The following is a 19,448-nucleotide window of genomic DNA, read 5'->3' as shown; positions in this document are numbered from 1 at the left end:
ACTTCCCTCAGCTTAATTCTTTCCCCAACCTACATCTCAACAACCGTTCCCGTTACCCTTGCTTCTTCTGCTGCAAAAGCAATTCTGTGCCCCTGAAGCGCAGACAACGCACTCTTATCCCCTGCCCCATCTACATTTTCTCTGATCAGCCTCAGGAATTCTTTCATTATTCCATAGTCTCCGCCGCCATGTCCTTCCTTTATGGCATCAATCAGAATGGTCTCTTTCTTTCCCTTCTTAAAATCGATCAGTTCAATCTCATCCTCTTCCAGTCTGCCGTTTATTTCCCCTTTGCTTCCCATGAGCTTAATTACTCTGCTGCAATCCCATGAAAACGCACTCATGGTAAAGGAAGCTGTAACTTTATTGGTAAATTCCAGATTGACCACCTGATGGTCAACCACATCGTTATCGCAGTCATAAACGCATCTGCCATATGGACCAGTCCGAAGCGCTTCCAGGATAGCTTCCTCACTGGTATCCTGGCTGACTACTTTTTTAATTACATCTGCCTGCCAGTTATCCTTCCAGTCTATATATATCCCCGGGGCATAATAGGCACACTCATCTGCTGCCGGACATCCATCCGTACATCGTTTAGCAGCTCCCGCCGGTGCCTTTTCCTTTTTGAAATGCCCCAAAGAGCCAAAGGAAGATACTCTGCTGCAGTCAGAATCTGCCAGCCACAAAAGGATATCCATATCATGGCAGCATTTTGCCAGGATCATAGGGCTGGAGGTCTTGCTGTTTCTCCAGTTTCCGCGGACAAAACTATGTGCCTGATGCCAATATCCTACATTTTCAATCAACTGAATATTCTGCAGTTCACCAATTTTATTTTCATCTAACAATCTTTTTAAGGTCTTGAAAAATGGGGTATAACGAAGTACATGGCATACTAAGAATACATTCGGATAAGCAGATAACGCTTTTTCAATTGTATTGCATTCATCCGGATGATTGGAAACAGGCTTTTCCAATAGAATATGATACCCTTTCTCCATTGCCTTTAATGTTGGTAAAAAGTGGTCCTGATCCTGTGTACAGATCAGGACAGCATCTGCCATTTTATCCTGCTCTAAAAAAGTTTCCCAATCTTCATAACAGTTCTCTTTTGGAATCTGAAACTCCTTCTGAAAGGCTTGTCTCCGACTGGCATCGGGTTCCGCCACTGCAATAAACTCCAGTTCTTCCGGATGCCTGCATGCATAGGAAGCATAAGCCTGTGCTCCCCGCTGTCCCGCACCGATTAGTGCTGCCTTTATCTTTTTCATCCGCTCTGTCCTCCTGTTGTTGAATAACGTTCTGCAACTTCAATCATCACTTCATAATTTTTATAGGCATTTTCGGAAAGTACCCTTCCCAGCGGGCAGGCAGAAGGCATCAGCACAAATCCTCTTCCTTCACCTGACATCCCCTGACGCACAGCCTCTTCCACTTTAATTTTAAATGCTTCCTGCCCCATCTGTTCGATATCACTGATTTCAAGTCCTCCAAACAACACCATCTGCTGGCCATATTTTTTGCGGACTTCGGATAATTCCACATCACCCTGGGGAACAGGTTCGATGGGATCCAGCCCGGAGCACCCGGTCTCTGCGGTATATTTAAGAATATCTTTCTGCCTTCCATGCTGGTGGATTCTGGCAAAACCTCCATGCCTCTGTATTGTTAATACCAGCTCCCTGTCATAATCTGTCACGTATTCTTTGTACAAATATGGCGGCAAATATGGCGGTGCAGCATATTCCGGACCATATATCCTCCAAAGGCGCCCCGGCAGGTCTTCTGCGATCCGCGCCGTTTTCTTCAGTAATATTTCCTGCGCCTTTTGCAGCGCTTTATGAAAGAGTTCCTGCTCGGTCATCGCTATGATCATGTACTCTTCCATATCCATCAGGGACGCTATCTCACACAGGGCATCCCCCGTTTCTATCATTACAATGCCAGTGTCTCCGATTTCTCTTTCCACTGATAGCAGCTGTCTGTAATCCGGTTCTCCAATTTCTTCCGCAGGCAGGGAAATCCAGGCTTCCAGGTCCGTTTCATCCTTAATAAAACGCTCCAGAATCCACACAGTGTTCACATCCATATCTCTTCTGGTATGCTGGCGCAGTATACGCTCCCCTGCCTTTATTTCCGTAATCTCATGCTTTCTTCCCTGATCATCAAAATAGGAGGTCACTACCGTCTGTTTTTCCACCTGTGTGGCTGGATGTACAAATGGTATATAACACATAATAATACGGTCTGTTTTTTCCCTTGCCAGTTTCAGCAGAGGCTTCCAGGATGGGTGGTTATATATATTAAACAGATCCGGGTCATTCTCATCCTCCGAATACCCATTGATCTCGTAAAAGCATACCGGCGGCCTGTCTACAGGCTCCCCCCGCAGAACAGCCATCAATCGTTCTTTTCTCGTCATAAGCTTCTCCTTTTACTTCAGTGCCGACGTTGCCGTCAGAGCATCTTCGATCTTTTCTCCACATACGATATTCAGCAGAACGGCTGGCGCACTGATCATTACCATCGTTGCTCCCAGCAGCCCCCAATCCGTGCCTCTTAATGAGGTAAAATAATTCAATGAAATGGGAAGGGACCTCATATTCTGTGAATCGATCAGCAGATATGCCAGTGAAAATTCATTCCAGGAATAATTCATGAATACCACAATAACAACGGTAGTTACTGCCGGCGCCACCATTGGAACCATAATCCTGAAAAATGTCCGGAACACACCACAGCCGTCAATATAAGCTGCTTCCTCCAGTTCAAATGGCAGGGACCTGAAATAACCGGTAAATATAATTACTGATATGGGCAGCGCACTGGCGGTATAGAGCATAATCATACCCTGGTAAGTATTTCGTACTCCCAGATCTCCCATCAGACTGAATAAAGAGAGCACGATTACAAATACCGGGACAATCATCCCCACCTGCAGCAGGTTTACCATAAATCTGCTGAGCTTAAATCTCATTCTGGCAACTGCATAAGCAAACATGATCGCACAAAATATCGTAAGTAAAATCGTTCCCACAGTATATACCACGCTGTTCAGGAAAAATCTTGGAAAATCAAATGTGGTAAATGCATCCGCATAATTGCTGAACATCCACTCTGCAGGCAATCCAAATGGATTCATCATTACATCTTCCTTTGTCTTCAGAGAAGTCAGTACCATCCACAATAAGGGATACAGAAACAGAAAACTGATCAGCACCATGCTTAGCCAAAGGATAATCTTTCTGCCTTTTTTCTTCATAATTATACCTCCTGCATATCGCAGGTCCCGCCTGCGATATCCATTAATAAGTAGTCTGAAAGGAACTATAAAACTTATACCCCTGCATACCGCAGATAGGTCTGCGGTATTGCACCTATAGAAAGTTTGAAACGCTTTTTACTTGCTCCTTCCTTTTGTTGGTGAACTATACCAGTTCAATCCGCTCTCTTGCCACAAAATGATTAATCACCATAAACACGCCGATGCCGATCACTGCAAAAATAACTGCAATCGCATTTGCTTCTCCAAACTGCTGGCTTTGATATGCCTTGTAATAGAGCTGATAGACAATTGTTCTGGTAAGGTCTCCCGGCCCTCCGTTTGTCATAACCTGCACATGTGCAAACATACCAAGCGTTCCTGCTGTAGATATAATCAATACAAATTTAATAATTTCCTGAAGCAGGGGAATCGTGATGTATCTGCACTGCTGGAAGAAATTAGCCCCCTCCACCTTCGCCGCCTCCATATAGGTCTCCGGTATAGAACGAATCCCGGAATACAGAAGAACCATATTGTAACCAATATACTGCCAGACGAATACAAAAGCCACACACCAGATCGCCGTCTGTTCATCTATCAGCCAGGTATGTATCAATTCGCTTAACCCTAATTTTGTCAATACCGTATCGATAATTCCCCAGTTGGGCTGCAATACCATTTTCCACATCAGACAGATAACGGTAATATTCAACACTGTTGGCATAAAATAGGTGATTTTAACATACCGTCTCATTTTTACAGAGCAGAGATTGATAAGCAGCGCCAGCAGTAATGATACAGGGCCGGCAACCAGCGTCTGCAGCAATACAATTTTCAGGGTATTGGAAACAGAATGCCAAAATACAGGATCTGTCAGAACCGCGCTGTAATTCCCGATTCCCACAAACTTCCCTATCTTAAATCCATCGTATTCAAAAAAGCTTGTATAAATAGTCGGAAGCATGGGGTATAAAATAAATATACTAAATATGATGGTGGCTGGTGCCAGGAACACCAGAATGATCCATTTTTTGCTTAAATATCTGTCCATGGCATTCTCCTTTTTGTATGAAATTACTTCTCAGAATCTTTCTGCAATTTATCCATTGTGGTGCAAAACTCATCTGCTGTTAACTGCTTGGTGAGAAGTTTTCCAATATTCACTTCTAATTCTGCTTTGACTGAATCCTTCAAAAAGTTAGACGCATAATTAGGAATTACATCCATCCCTTCCTGGTTAAACAGGTCATAATAGTCCTTGGTAATGGGTGAAAGCTTAGGTTCCGTTCCAACATCCATTCCCACTGCATTGCCCATTTCTTCCGAGAAGAACTTTGCATCCTGCTCTACCATCCATTCTGCCAGTTTCACAGATTCCTCGATGTTTTCACTGTTCTTAGATACCATATAACCGCCATATGCCTGTCCCCATCCATTGAGGAATCCCGGTGTTTTGTTGAAAGTCGGCAATGAAAAGTAATCCAGATTTTCCATTTTGTCAATTGATCCATATACCCACAACGGCGCATAGATCATTGGAGACTTACCGGAAGTAAACAGTGCCACATGCTCATCATAAGTAGTGGTGGCCGCATCTTTTGCAAATGCACCCGCATTAATCATCTGTTCATATTTGTTCATTGCATTTCTAAACGGTTCCGAATCAAATCCCATATCCCCGGCTATAATCTTCTTCATATTTTCAGGATCATCCATCGTAATCAGCTCCTGGGGGAGAAATGCGTAAGCAGTAAAGCTGCCAAGCATGGAAATCGGAACATAATCTTTTGCCGCAAACTGGGTACAGGCCTCCAATAACTCCTCAAAATTATTTGGTACTTTAATATTTTCCTTTTCAAATATTTCTTTGTTATAAATCATTGCCGCTGTATAATAGGCATCCATACCTGCACTGATTGCGTAGATATTGCCGTCACTGTAAGGAACTAATGCCGATTTAGTTTTATACCGGTCAATAAATCCGTCTTTTTCAATGTAAGGCGTCAGATTTACCGCATTATCGCTTTCCAGAATTATATTCCATCCGAAAAATACATCGGGCAGCTCTCCGGACGCATTATAGATACGAAGTTTTTCCTGATATCCTTTTCCCGGAAGTTCAAATTCAACGTCCAGATTAGGCAGGTCATTTTTAACATTTGGGGCATAACATTCGTTGTATAACCTGACCCTGGCTTCATCCTCTGACATTAAAAACGCCTTTAATTTTACCGGTTCTCCAGACGCTGTCTCTGCCGCCCCCTGCGTATCTTTAGCATCTGTTTCTCCGGCTGTTTCGTTTGATGCAGCTTCTTTCGATTCTCCTTTACCGGAATCCGTATCCTCTGCTGTGGTTTCACTCTTTGCAGGACTCTTTGCCGTTTCTCCTTTTCCTGTGGAACATCCCATACACATTAAGGATGTAATTACTACTGCCGCCGCCGCTTGCATCCATCTCTTTCTCATATCTTTTCCTCCTTCAGATATTAATTGTAAGTTCAGTATATCTGACTTAACAGATCTCCGTAAGACAATATTGTTTGTTCATTGGTAATATTGTTTGTTTTCATTTATAGAAAAAGAGGCTGTCCCTAGTACAGCATTGCGCAATTAACAGTGAATTAAGCAATGCTGTACTAACCCATTCAGGAATTCATTCAACTGATCCTGTTGGAATTCTACGGGTTTTGGAAAGCCTCTTTTCCTCTATTTCCTATTCAATTTTATCCATGTACTTTGACGGTGATACTCCGGTATATTTCTTAAAGCATTTTCCAAAATAGCCCAGATCCCCATAGCCTACCTGTTCCGCCAATAGTGTCATATTCCGGCATCCCTGGTCAATTAATGTTTTTGCCCGTTCAATCCGAAGCGATGTGATATATTGATTCAGGGTAATTCCTGTCTGCTTTTTGAAACTATGGCATAAATAATGGTAATTAACGTAAAAATATCCTGCAATATCATTTATTTTAAACTCCGCTTCACAGAAATGCTCTGTAATATATGTCTTAATTTCCTCAATCTGCTTCATCCCTCTGGTATTTTTGTGCTCTCCAATATAGCACAATGCCTTGTCAAATAAATCCAATATCCGGCTCTGTGCCTGGCTAATCGTTTGAATCTCATCCAGTATTTCCATAGGCGACTGCATTTGCGTAAATATATCCGTAAACACAACCGACACCTCCTCCAGATATTCCAGACAGGTAAAAATAAATTCCATGCAATGGCACTGCAGCATATCATAACTGATGCGTAGTTCCTGCGCTTCACTGAAAATCTTCTTAACAATACACTGGACCGATTCCCGGTCTCCCTGCCTCATCCCCATAATTAATTCATTCCTGATTCCTGAATGAATCAGGGTATTCTGGCTGATAAAAGATTTCGTCTTTTCATAGTCAACCACACTGTTTCCACCACTGTTATACTTATTCTTCAGGGAAAATAATGCCTGTTGATAGGACGTTGTTATTCCTCCCGGATCAGCAGCTGAATTTCCAATTCCAATGGTAACGGTAAATGGCAGATGCCTGGAGATAAACTCTGCAATCTGAAGCACATATTTCCTAATTTCAGCTTTGCTATTGTCCCTGGATACCTCCCCGCACAACAGGCAGACAATGCTATCCCGCTCATCCACACAAAAATAGGGCTGCATGTCGGCGGGAATCAGCTCCTGAGCAATGTTGCGCACCGCATACTTCCACAATTCCTTATCCGCCACATCCCACTGACGGGATTTAAAGTCATCGATTTCCATGACCAGCACGACAAAAAAGTGATAATCCAGATTCATCCCTTCCAGTCCCGGTGACATTTTCCCATGCGTACCCCCGGCAGATATGACTCCCCGTATTAAATCATTTAATATCTTTTCCTCCAGCAAAGGCTGATTTCTTTTTACCTGTTTTTCCAGACTGGACAGTTTCACCTGGTAACTGCGCAAGGCTTCTACCTCTTTGGAAATCTCCCGGATCGCATGGCACAGTTCCTCTTCGTTCAGCGGCTTTAACAAATAACTTTTCACACCGTATTTCATTGCCTTTTGCGCATATTGGAATTCGCTGTGACCGCTTAAAATAATAATTCTGGTTTCCAGCTTCCTTTCGTAGATCAGCTTACTGAATTCAATGCCGTCAATAATCGGCATATTAATATCCAGAATTACCATATCCGGCTCTTCTCTTTCCACTAAAAGCAGGCCCTCTTCCCCATCAGAAGCTTCCCCTGCAATATGACAACCCATTCCCTCCCAGTCGATACATGATTTCAAATACTGTCTAAAGTAAAATTCATCATCTACAATTACAACCTTTGTCATAGTTTTTACACCCTGTCCTTTATCGCTTTTCCCAAACCTTCTTATACTACAGCCTGTCCTTTTTTGGAATTCTCACAATAACTTCTGTATACACCCCATAGCTGCTGCTGATAGCCAGCCCATAGGAAGACCCGAATACAAGCTTAAGCCGGTTATCGATAGAATTCAGACCAAATCCTCCTCTTTCATCTGTCTTTTGATCCCTCAGTACGGAATCCAGCTTTTCCTTTCGGATGCCCACCCCATTGTCATAAACCGAGATCAAAATATCATCTGCATCACTATAGTATTTAATCTTGATATCTGATTTTACCTTTTTAGGCTTTATTCCATGATAGATTGCGTTTTCCACCAACGGCTGGAGCGTTAACTTTGGAATAACGTATGTTGCCAGCCTTGCATCCCCCTCAATCTGATAATTTAATTTATCTACATAGCGGATACCCTGCATATATAAATAATTCTGTATCAGATCCAGTTCTTCCTTAAGCGTAATTATATCCGTACCATTACTCAATGAAATGCGGTAAAAATTCCCCAGGGATCTGGTGTACTGCATAGCATTATCTTTCATGGATATCCCAATGAGAGAGATAATCGTCTCCAGTGAATTATACAAAAAATGGGGTTTAATCTGTGCCTGAATTAATCTGAACTCATAATCCCTCTTCCGTTCATTTTCGATCTCAATCTGATGCATCAGCTCCTGTACCCGGTCCACCAATTGATTAAATCTTCTGGTCAGAAGATTCAGCTCCTGTGGCGATCGTACCTCCGTAGTATGGCTGTTTCCATTGATACAGTCAAAAGACTTCATCGCAACTGCCAGTTTATGGATCGGCTTTGTTACCCTGCTGGCTATTGCATAAGACAACACGAAGGAAAATATAATTGCAATGATACCAATATTGACCATCGACAGGGTGATTTTATCCATTTCACTTACCAGATAACGCTTTGGAACAAAGTCCATGACCTTCCAGTTATTGATGGGAATCTGCTCTGTCGTAATGATATATGCATCCTTTTTATTCGCATAGATCTCCAGATTCCGGATATCCTTATACAACAGCGATTTATCGGCAGAAGAAATAATATTCATATCTTCATTAACAATATAAAGCTCCGCATTCTTCTCGATAATATCCCGGTAAAACCCACTTACCTTGCTTTCCTTCACAATTGCAAATACATACCCCAGTACATTCGGAGACCAGATATCCATAACCTGCTTGGTAATTACAAATACATTTTCTTCCCCCACCAGTTCATTTTTCATTACAAGCGGACCATACCAGGTCGGTTTATTGATAATATCAGACATCTGGATATTATTCTTTTCAAATGTACTGCTAAAATTTTCTTTGGAATACATGCCCATATCATAAAATGTTCCGCTTTTAGATAGAATTACAACGGAATCTATGTAAGAATTCAAAGCCGATTTTGCATAAACTGCCCGAATCAGCTTCATTTTAATGTTATATCTCTCTTCTTCCGAAATCGGAACCTCGTCATGGTACTTTAAAATTTCCTGAAGAGTACTGTCTACGGATAAAGTAAGGATATAATCATTGATGCTGTTGACCAATAATTCCATATTATTGCACACCAGTGAGACTTCCCTTTGCTGGAACATCTTTGCCTTCTCAGTTATAGTTTTTTCAAAAAGGACATTGGATATGACCGCAATCGCAAGAATAACTACAATGATATTTAATGCACTGAAAAAAAAGAATCTCTGCTTTATCGTTGACTTTATCTTTAATGAAAAATGCGGCACCTTCATTAGACACTCCCCCTGATTGATCTGGATTTATCGCAGTAAATACCTTTTGATACTAGTGCTCCGTCCAGGCAGTAATGATAGTGACCGTGCTGAATATTTTGTCAATCTGCAAGGCGAAGGATGGAAGCGGAGTGGTTCCTCCGCTGACTGACGACAACGCGGTAGATGGCAAAATAGGCAGTACTGTCACTATTGTTACTGTCCGGATGGCGCACTAGTTTTCTATATCATACTATTTAAACTGTTACGAATCAATTACTTCCAGCATTTTCTACCATTTACTTTTTACAGCTTCCACATATGCTTCAATATTTTCAAAAGGTACCTCCGGCTCCAGCACATGGGTAGGCGCTATCACCAGACCGCCGTCCCTGCCCACGTCTTCGATCATTCTTCTGACCTCCCTGCGTACCTCTTTTGGTGTACCAAAGGGCATTGTTGTCTGGGTTCCGATAGTTCCCCATAAATTTACCCTGCTGCCATACCGCTCTTTTACGGCAACCGGATCCATACATTCCGGCTGTATCGGGTTTAGAATATCCACGCCAATTTCAATCAGGTCTTCTATGATGTCTGAAATATCCCCATCCGAATGGTAATAGCACAAGACATCCGGATTTATAGACTTTGCGCTGTCAATTCCGCGTTTCAGCCGTGGTTTCAGCCATTTTCTCCACAGCTCTTTATCCATCATCATCCCTCTCTGTGTAGCCACATCATCTCCGAATACCACAATATCAAATCCCGCCTCTGCGCATTTCTTAGCCATTTCACATTTTATCCTGCACATTCGTTCCAGGCATGCTTCCGCCATTTCTTCATCCGCCAGCATATCCATCAGCATATTTTCCATCCCCCTTAGGTACCAGGCAGCTTCAAATATATCAATATTGCATCCGGAAGTATTCATTGTGATGCAATCTGCTGCTTTTAGCTCCGCGATAGTCTCCTTTAATCCCTCCCACCGGTAATCTTCCAGAATATCCGGAAGGGGAAATTCCCATACTTCTTCCGGTGTTTCAAAAAATTTCATTGGGGATACAAACTGCCGGAAATGGTAACCGGTACTCCCAGCCTTATAGCCTACCCCCCACTCATTATAATAATCATAGGATTGTCCGTCAAAATATGCAGAGAAATCCTGCAAATGCTCTGTAGGCTTCATTTTTACAGGTATAATACAGCTGCCATAATATTTCCGGTAATCTGTTGTATGATACCGTCTCTCAAATTCCACTTCCAATTCCTCACACAACCGTATAAAAAAAGGAATCTGCTCCGGCTGCCGGTGTGACATTGCCATAAAAAAATTCTCTCTATTTGTCATATTTCTTACCCCTTTTGGATTTATTTTGTTATAATCAAAATTATATCAATAAGAGGACATGCCGGCTTTGTCATTTATCATACAATATTTGCAAATTACATTATTTTTCTAAATCACACTACAATATAATTCCATATTAATTATTGGGGGATTCAAAATGAAAAAAGATTATCAGGATACTTACTTGGACAACTCTATCATCATAGAATCGCTCCAGACCGTTCATTATTTTAAATTTAGTCCCAATTATAACTATCAGGGAGAATATCATGATTTCTGGGAATTTATTTATATCGACTTTGGAATTCTGAATGTGCGCATTGAAAATGATATCTTTACATTAGAAAAAGGCGACCTGATATTAGTGAGTCCGGATGCCTTTCACAACGTCTGGGGAAATTACCAGTACCCATCGGATATTGCTGTTATTTCATTTCGAAGTCCAACACCGCAGTTATCCCAAATCACCGGTAAAATCATGAAAACCAACCAGCGACAGCAATTCTGCATCGGTCAGTTCCTTAGAGAAGCGCGCCTTACATTTACAGTAAAGCTTGAAAAACCAGCTGTTTTAAAATTGGAAAAGAATGCGGATCTGTCCTTTGGATGTGAACAATCTCTTAAAATCTTTTTAGAATTGCTGATCATAGATCTTGTAAGAAACGATACGAAATGTTCACAGTCAGAGAGAATTCTGAAGTCCAGTTCCGTATATTCCGGTTCCAATCATGACGGTACCATTCATGGCGCTTCCGATCAGGCCACTTTCAATCAAGCCGCTTCCAATCAGGCCGCTTCCAATCAGGCCGCTTCCAATCAGAACGGTTTCGATCATGGAGAATCTGTTTTGGCAAGTAATGTTCTTGCAAGTTCTGTTCTTGCCGGTTCTTCTCCCGCTGTTCATGTCAGCTCTACTAAATCACATAAAGATCGGACTATTATCCGGCAGATACAAGATTATTTTGAAAACCATCTGGGTGACTCCTCCCTTACCTTACAACAAGTCTGTAAGGATAATTGTGTTTCCAGTGCCCTGCTTCAACAAATATTCCGCAGTAATCTGGGTACCGGCGTCATAGAATATTATAATAACCTTAGAATTGAACGTGCAATGCATCTTATTCAGATTGGAAAATATAATATGACGGAAATCTCCGAGATTTTAGGCTATAACAGTCTGCACTATTTTTCCAAATGTTTCAAAAAAGCTGTTGGAATTCCACCAACAGCCTACGCATCCTCTATAGAAGTATTGAATCATACTTATGAATAATTTTTTATCAGAACTAACATTTCCCTATTCTCTTTATAAAAATAAGGCAGCCGTTAAATAAACTTTCCTATCAAATATTAAGTCGGTATACTCCCTACCGTCATAAATACTCGATATTAGAATTTATTTTACAGCTGCCTTACTTTAGAGCGTGTTTTAAAATTTATTAATATTCATTTCTTTAATCTGCTCGCTACAGTTTGTTTTCTTACATTCTGATTGCTCAGATCTGATTACTTCACATATATCTTACAAGATGCTTTCTTACCTGTTGCTGTCTTTACAGTTATAGTCGTAGATCCTTTACTCTTTGCGGTTACTTTGCCTTTGGAATTAACCACAGCTACTTTTTCCCTTGATGATGTGAATTCTAATTTGTCATTTGCAGATATTGGTGTTCTGAGAACCTGTAATTTCTTAGATTTACCATTTTTTATCTCAATACTCTTTGCACCAAATAACACTTTCTTCGTGGCAACAGCATTTTCCTGTACAATAACCTTACATTTAGCACTGACACCACTCTTCATCGTAACCGTAATATAAGTATACCCAACTGATTTTGCTGTTATTTTTCCGGTCTTTTTATCAACCGCTGCCACCTTTTTATTTAAGGATGTCCATTTACGTACTGTATCTCCTCTACTACTGGACTTCACCTTTAATGCTGTGGAAGTTTTATTAACCTGCATCGTTGTAGACTTGGCATTTAACTTAACTTTCGCTTTCTTTTTCTTGATATCTCTCTTTTCCAAAACGATATCACAACGTTCACATTTTTTAACTTCCACACCTTTAGTGAAGATAGTTGACGCTTTTTCTACTTCCCAATCTCCTGCGCTATGTCCCAATGCCGGAATTTCTTCCGATACCTCATCCGGGCATCGCATACATACTTTTGTGTGGATTCCTTTGTCGGTACAAGTGGCTTCTTTTGTAATGAACCATTCACCGTAATTATGTCCCAGTGCCGGAATCTTTGTAATATCTTTTTGCTCGCTGCATCTTTTGCAATATATAGATTTTGTTCCATCTTCTGTACAGGTTGCCACTTTATCGATTATGTAATTGGATTCCCAGTCATGTCCTAATGCCGGAATCGCTTCTGTTACTACATCATGACACACACTGCATTCCTTAGTTCGGCTTCCCGCTTCGGTACAAGTTGCTTCGTCAGTTACTTTCCAGTCACCATATTTATGCTCTAATGCCGGAATCTCTGTAACATTATCTCTCACATCACATCTTGTACAATGAATTGACTTTTCACCTTTTTCTGTACAGCTTGCTGCTTTATCTATAGTGAAATCTTTTTCCCAGTCATGTCCTAATGCCGGAATGTCTTCTGTTACTACATCATGGCACACACTGCATTCCTTCGTTCGGCTTCCCGTTTTGGTACAAGTTGCTTCGTTAGTTACTTTCCAGTCACCATATTTATGCTCTAATGCCGGAATCTCTGTAACATTATCTCTCACATCACATCTTGTACAATGAATTGACTTTTCACCTTTTTCTGTACAGCTTGCTGCTTTATCTATAGTGAAATCTTTTTCCCAGTCATGTCCTAATGCCGGAATGTCTTCTGTTACTACATCATGGCACACACTGCATTCCTTCGTTCGGCTTCCCGTTTTGGTACAAGTTGCTTCGTTAGTTACTTTCCAGTCACCATACTGATGTCCCAATTTGGGAATCACTGTGATATCTGTTCTTTCATCACACGTTGTACAATGAATTGACTTTTCACCATCTTCCGTACAGGTAGCTGGCTTATCCACCGTAAAGTCACTTTCCCACACATGATCCTGATTCTCTAATACAAGCACGGCATCTGTCACCTTCGTTGCATTAATCCTGGCATCCAGGGTTGTAAGCTCTCCGCTAGTAGAAAACTTTATTTTAGCCGAAGGATTCTTTAACTTTATTACTCCAATTTTAGCAGTACCTGTCGTAGATATCTCTGACAGGCGGTCTACATAGAATGTGAAGATGGTCTTACTGCCGTCTTCTTTTTGTATCATCTTGTGGTAGGTGGAGGGGGACTTGTCGTCCCACTCCATCGTGCCTTCTGCCTTTTCATTCACAACTATGTCAAATTGTACCGAATATGCTAAACTGTCCATATTTTGTAACTCAACTGCCCATTGACCGGCAGTATCTGTAACGGACAATTTTATTTCAGGTGTTTTTGTTTCTGCCAAGGCTGTCATGGAGTAAAGCAGCATAAGTGCCAATACTCCCATGAGAACCTTAATCGCTCCTATCTTCCTCAATTATTCATCCCTCCATCTGCCGCATCAGACTCCAGCCTGATATTCGGCATTGTTTCTTCCGTAGGAGATTGTATCCATAATGTATTGCTTACGAGACGTTTGCTATCCGCATTATTCGGATCATCCGTACGATACATTACCGCCTGGATTTCTGCTGGAAGTACGCTGTTTCCACATACACCTTCTGTGATTGCTGCTTCTTTTTGTACATCGGGTATGAAGATCCAGAAACCATTATTGATCGTCGTCATATCTCCTTCCTTAGGCTCTTCAGCAAAAAGTATGGATACACCATTCATAGGTCTTTCCTCTAAATCTATACTGCCTTCTTGTTCTCTGTCATTAACATTGTTAAATCTTCCCTGCAGTAAAATAGTATTGTAGACCGGATCTCCACGGTATGTACCTGTCACAATTAAAGTGCCTGCCTTAATGATATCTTCTTCTGCCTCACCATACCGGTAATCGCTTTCCAGATAACCGATTGCAGTTTCACTGATTTCAATATCATCACCAGGATAAGACATGAAATCAATATCTTCCATTGTCAGATCATCCGGTAAATTTGTAATCCTGATATATTTCTCATCATAGGTGTCGATTCTTCCATCTTCTTTTTCGAACAGATAAATCTGATCTTCTGAAGCAACAACATCCTGGTCAAATACTTTTACGTCTTTGTATTCACTACCATCCTCGCTGACAGATATCGTAAGCTTTCCAGTTGCATCACCACGTTCTTGTTTAGGTGTCTGCTCTGTTACTTTTTCTGTTACTTCCTCTGTTTCTGATTCTGTCTCTATTTCCGTAACTGTTTCCGTAACATTTTCCGAATTTGGTTCAAAGGACGCTTGCGGAAGATCCGTTTCACTTACATCTGTCTCTGATGTTAAAGTTTCTGTTACAGCAGTATCGGTAATTACTTCTGTTACACTTTCTTCCTGAGTCTGTGGCTCATTAGAAATACTGCTGTCTGAAATAGCTGATTCTGTTTCTTTTGCCGCAGCACTTTCCTGCGCCGCCTGTCCTTTTATTTTTATACCTGCAATTGAAATGTTCTTATCATTCATTGTGACAATTATTGCCCCATCCTGATCCGTTTCATAGCTCCAGGATTCCCGTGGCACCAGATTATCATGTTGAACCTTAATAGATGATGAACTTGCTTCTGCAATTACATTACCCAGAACATCGATAGCCTTTACTGAATAGGAAACTTCCCGATTGTTCATTGAGCCAAGAATATCTGTAAAAGCAGGTTCCTTCGTAAATCCTATCCCCTTACCATTTCTGCTAATTTCATATCCCTGCAGCATTTTATCTTCTGCCTGGAGACCTGATATTGTAACCGTAGCCGTTTTCTGATCTATTGAAGCGTTAACTTCGATATTTCCCGTAACCGGTGCGGTTCCAGCCATTGCTTCTCTTCTGGACTGGTCATTGAGATAATAAATCTTACGGCTTTCTTTCTCATATTGATTCATTTGAGATTTCACATCATCACTCAGATTAAGTCCCCAGCGTTCAAAGAACTCTGATAAATCTTTCTGTGCAACATAACTTGCAACTACTGCAAATCTCTGGTCTCCTGAAAGACCTTTTCCAATATTGTTACGATACGCTTTATTCACCAGGTTATAGAAATTATCATCTGCGCCCAGGTCATATGCCAGATGTAACTGCCAGTACATACCTAGACTTACAAAAACATCGTTTGATAAACCTACTGCTCCTATCGAAGTCTTTTCAAATATCTTCTCATACTTATTGCTTGTTTCCAGTCTGGAAGGAAGTGCATTTTGTCCTCCGTCATGAGTCTGTCCAAACAGCGAATATATATTATTTGTAGTCTCCGCTTTACCTAATGTATCCATCTGATGCCCGATTTCATGTGCGATACCCCAGCCATACAAGCTATTTCCATTTCCTTCTCCCGTAACGCTGGTTGGTCTTCCCTGAACCAATGCACCCGCAGAACCATATCCTATTCCGATATGGGCACCGCTTGCATACATAAATGCTCCGCCAAACATACGGGCATATCTTATATTGACTCTGGACCGCTCTGCTTTTAAATCATCTACTCCATGAGTAGTGTATAAAACATTCAGCAGCTCTTCCCATGCAAGTACATTATTGTACAGCTTATCTACTTTAGAATCCAGTGTATCCGTTCCACTATTTATTGCCTCTTGAACTGGTACAGCCGGGAGTGATAACAATACATTCGGCAAAGAAATCTCTGTACTGTTTTTGATATTAGTCGCCATGTTTTTATTTGGAATACCCAGTCTGTAAGCTTCCAATTCTGTAATATAGTCGGATATAATATCTCTTCTCTGTACATCATCCATGCTATCCCATTTTGATAATTCAAGCACTGGAATTTTCGTATATGCCCCGCGAATCTGAAGCTTGATTTCATCTTCTTTATTTCCCGAATACTGCAGGTACAGTGCACCGCCCTTTTCTGCATTGATTGTCATAAGCTGCGGAATATTAATGACATTTCTACCACTGGACAATGGAATACTGCTTCCTGACCATGAAGCTGCTTCTGCAAAATACTGTGTTGGTGTAATAGTAACATTTTCTCCCTCAGGAATATCTGCATAAATAACAATCTGTTTACCTGCATTTGCAACAATCCCCAGTGGTTGGAACGTATTAATCTTCTTTAGGTTTCCCGTTGTATCTCTGGACTCAACACCATCAATTATTTTGCCTAACTTCGACGGATTATTCTCCAGTAATCCCCTGGCAATGGAAACTTCATCCAGTAAAACAGTTTGATCTACATAATATCCGGAAGTGTCTTTGAGTAACGCCTCCAATTCATCAATTTGTTCCTTAGTTACTCCATCAGCGAGCTTTGTAAGACTCTTATTGGCAAAAAGCTCTTCCACTTTTTCATTAATGCCGGAATAATCATAGAATGCCACTTCCGACAGTGAGATATTCCCGGCCCCATCCCACTGATTGACCTCAATACCAATCTTTTTAATATCTTCTGTTTTCGGGAATGTCAGAACTGCATATCCGGAAGAACTTGGATTTCCTTTTACATTCAGCCAATTTGCAATTATTTTTTCTTCACCCTTACTGTTCCAAACCCGAATCTTATATTTATATAAATAGGTTTTATACTTGCCATCAAGTCTAGGAACATATACTGCGTAATCCATGGTTTTGGGATCTTTGAATTCAAATACAAATTCTTTATTTTCCCACCATGCTCTGGCTGTCCAATGAGTAAAATAATCTCCATCCAGGACATCCTGCACCTTAAACGTTCCCTGGTAAGACGGGTTAACATTTGCAGGGTAAGTCATCTTAATACTTGACACATCCGAATTAGGTATTCTATTCAGCGTTGGGATTTCCGGAGGTACTATTTCTTCTCTTTTTGGCGTTCCTGTTGATTCAAGTGATGGTCCGCTTTCTCCCTTTGTATTGCTTGCTGTTACGTATACTATATATTCTTTATCATTGATCAGATCGGGAATAACAAAACTTGTCACCGTCAGCCCGCTCTTTGCTTTCACAAAAGCTCCGGTACTGTCAGCCAGTTTATAATAGACACTGTACGTTTCCGCATTCTTCGTCTTTCCCCAGCTTGCCTTCAATGAATTATCACCAGAAGCAACTTTTAAATAATCCGGTGGAGACGGCGGAGACTTCGGTTTCGGTGTAGCTTCTATTTCCTGGGATGCAGGTCCCTTCCAGTCATCATTAACCGCATAAACTACAAAATAATATTTTTTTAGGTTTTCTAACCCTTTAATTTCCGCCGTAGTTCCTTCCACCGATACCTGACCAGTATATTTACCGGATGCCAGACCATATTTCACCATATATCCGGTTACATTATCCACTGCTTTCCATGTGAGGGTAACTGTTTCATTGTCCTCTGCTGCCTGAATATTTTTTGGAATAGCACTGTCATTAGTTGGATTTACCGGTACAATATCTTTTAAAAATTTAATCTCTTCCACTACTGCATAAGTAGGCTTGCCTTCTTCATTTGCTACCTTGGTTACGGTAATTGTTACTTTCTTCACCGCTACCCGCGCTCCAAGATTGATTACAACTGTACTTCTGCCTTCTCTTGTCTGAATCGCGTGTACCCCTTGCGGTGCTTCATTGGAAAACTCAAATTTTTCTGTATAGATCTTACCATTCTCTTCATAATCAACTGTTGCTACTCCCGCTTCTATTGCGCCGGATGCTGATGGAGATGCAATCTCAATCTGTTCCATCTGTACCGGCTGCTCAAATGTCACCGGAATGCTCAGATTTTTTTCTTTACTTGTCTCAAAGGTAACCGGTGCTGAATTTGGTTTCAGAATATCTTCTGCTGCACCTGTCGTAACTGTTACATCCTCAGGCAGTTCCTTCATCGATGCTACTGCTGCTGCAATTACTTCCGTATCATATAATACTGCCTGACCCACTGCATTACGGTTTCTGTTCACCAGTGCAATATCTTTGATATCGACAATACCATCGCAATTTAAATCTGCGGCAGCATCTTTAGAACCTGTTGCACCATCTTGCAAACCCAGGGCAGCCTCTATCACTGCCAGGTCATTATCATCTACGGCACCGTCACCATTCACATCACCCATGGTAAATGCCTGGCTCTTTGTATCAATTACAATTTTTTTCGAAAAATCTTTCAAAGTTATCTTATCAGATAGATAGGATTTATATCCTTTTCCCCTTAAAGCAATCTGATAAACACTGTTATTTGGTAAATTAGAAAAATCAACATTGTAATAATTCACCTCAGACTCTGTTGTGATCGGAACCCCTGAGCTGTTAAGTGCCTCCATTTTTACGGTTCCTGACTGATTTTCCAATATAGGAAAACCTTTCTCATCCTCTGTTTTTTCGCCTAATTCGATTTCAGCCAATACACTTCCGGAATCGTTCAGCAATTGTGCTTTTATATCTTTTTGCTTAACCCTATCTAATGCTTCCGGATAGCTGAGATCCAGAACTACACTAATATCGCCATTACCATTTGTGTTAGCTGATGCATCCTTTTCATTCCCTGCTGCAAATGCTGTTACATCAACACTTGTAAACAGAAGAATCATGGCTAAAAAACCTGCCAATACTCTTTTCATTATATTCTCCTTCCTTATTTATATATCGGTTAGTCCTGAAAACATCCATAATTTTC

The 19,448-nt window shown here is 41.0% G+C and carries 12 protein-coding genes; 2 read left to right on the top strand and 10 right to left on the bottom strand.

All coding sequences use genetic code 11. The features are described 5' to 3' along the window. Positions 1 to 29 precede the first annotated feature (29 nt). The 7 genes from QR40_RS07625 to QR40_RS07595 all read right to left on the bottom strand — a co-directional run bounded on the left by QR40_RS07625 (position 30) and on the right by QR40_RS07595 (position 9,384). Positions 30 to 1,274 (bottom strand): Gfo/Idh/MocA family protein, encoded by a 1,245-nt coding sequence (locus QR40_RS07625; RefSeq protein WP_044294202.1) that lies wholly within the window; start codon positions 1,272 to 1,274, stop codon positions 30 to 32. Beyond that, complete coding sequence (locus QR40_RS07620) at positions 1,271 to 2,425, bottom strand: uroporphyrinogen decarboxylase family protein (RefSeq protein WP_044294201.1); 1,155 nt, start codon at positions 2,423 to 2,425, stop codon at positions 1,271 to 1,273. The genes QR40_RS07625 and QR40_RS07620 overlap by 4 nt, the downstream gene beginning before the upstream one ends. Before the next feature lie 12 nt (positions 2,426 to 2,437). Then, the gene (locus QR40_RS07615; protein ID WP_044294200.1) at positions 2,438 to 3,265 is read right to left on the bottom strand and encodes a carbohydrate ABC transporter permease; all 828 of its coding nucleotides are present in this window, start codon (positions 3,263 to 3,265) and stop codon (positions 2,438 to 2,440) included. Between the two features lie 166 nt (positions 3,266 to 3,431). Further along, positions 3,432 to 4,319, bottom strand: a complete 888-nt coding sequence (locus QR40_RS07610; RefSeq protein ID WP_044294199.1) for a carbohydrate ABC transporter permease — start codon at positions 4,317 to 4,319, stop codon at positions 3,432 to 3,434. 23 nt (positions 4,320 to 4,342) lie between these two features. Then, entirely contained in the window at positions 4,343 to 5,734 is a 1,392-nt protein-coding gene (locus tag QR40_RS07605) for an ABC transporter substrate-binding protein (protein ID WP_044294198.1), read from the bottom strand. A gap of 247 nt (positions 5,735 to 5,981) precedes the next feature. Then, the gene (locus tag QR40_RS07600; protein WP_044294197.1) at positions 5,982 to 7,595 is read right to left on the bottom strand and encodes a response regulator; all 1,614 of its coding nucleotides are present in this window, start codon (positions 7,593 to 7,595) and stop codon (positions 5,982 to 5,984) included. A gap of 46 nt (positions 7,596 to 7,641) precedes the next feature. Then, entirely contained in the window at positions 7,642 to 9,384 is a 1,743-nt protein-coding gene (locus tag QR40_RS07595; protein WP_052430741.1) for a sensor histidine kinase, read from the bottom strand. 86 nt (positions 9,385 to 9,470) lie between these two features. Here QR40_RS07595 and QR40_RS32485 point away from each other — a divergent pair, with 86 nt between their 5' ends. Beyond that, the gene (locus QR40_RS32485; RefSeq protein ID WP_276325422.1) at positions 9,471 to 9,602 is read left to right on the top strand and encodes a hypothetical protein; all 132 of its coding nucleotides are present in this window, start codon (positions 9,471 to 9,473) and stop codon (positions 9,600 to 9,602) included. A 53-nt stretch (positions 9,603 to 9,655) separates the two neighbouring features. Here the strand turns inward: QR40_RS32485 and QR40_RS07590 are convergent, their stop codons facing one another. Next, the gene (locus QR40_RS07590) at positions 9,656 to 10,711 is read right to left on the bottom strand and encodes a uroporphyrinogen decarboxylase family protein (RefSeq protein ID WP_044294196.1); all 1,056 of its coding nucleotides are present in this window, start codon (positions 10,709 to 10,711) and stop codon (positions 9,656 to 9,658) included. Between the two features lie 157 nt (positions 10,712 to 10,868). Here QR40_RS07590 and QR40_RS29610 point away from each other — a divergent pair, with 157 nt between their 5' ends. After that, positions 10,869 to 11,984 carry an AraC family transcriptional regulator gene (locus QR40_RS29610; protein WP_052430740.1) on the top strand — a complete coding sequence of 372 codons (1,116 nt, stop codon included), beginning with the start codon at positions 10,869 to 10,871 and terminating at the stop codon, positions 11,982 to 11,984. 233 nt (positions 11,985 to 12,217) lie between these two features. Here QR40_RS29610 and QR40_RS29605 read toward each other — a convergent pair whose 3' ends face one another. Next, complete coding sequence (locus tag QR40_RS29605) at positions 12,218 to 14,260, bottom strand: Ig-like domain-containing protein (protein ID WP_052430739.1); 2,043 nt, start codon at positions 14,258 to 14,260, stop codon at positions 12,218 to 12,220. Next, a complete protein-coding gene (locus tag QR40_RS07575) occupies positions 14,257 to 19,392 on the bottom strand; it encodes a fibronectin type III domain-containing protein (RefSeq protein WP_044294195.1) in 5,136 nt (1,711 codons plus the stop codon). The genes QR40_RS29605 and QR40_RS07575 overlap by 4 nt, the downstream gene beginning before the upstream one ends. Positions 19,393 to 19,448 lie beyond the last annotated feature (56 nt).

The organism is Robinsoniella peoriensis, from assembly GCF_000797495.1.
GTDB classification, from domain to species: domain Bacteria; phylum Bacillota; class Clostridia; order Lachnospirales; family Lachnospiraceae; genus Robinsoniella; species Robinsoniella peoriensis.
This window is presented reverse-complemented; position numbering and strand designations above follow the sequence as displayed.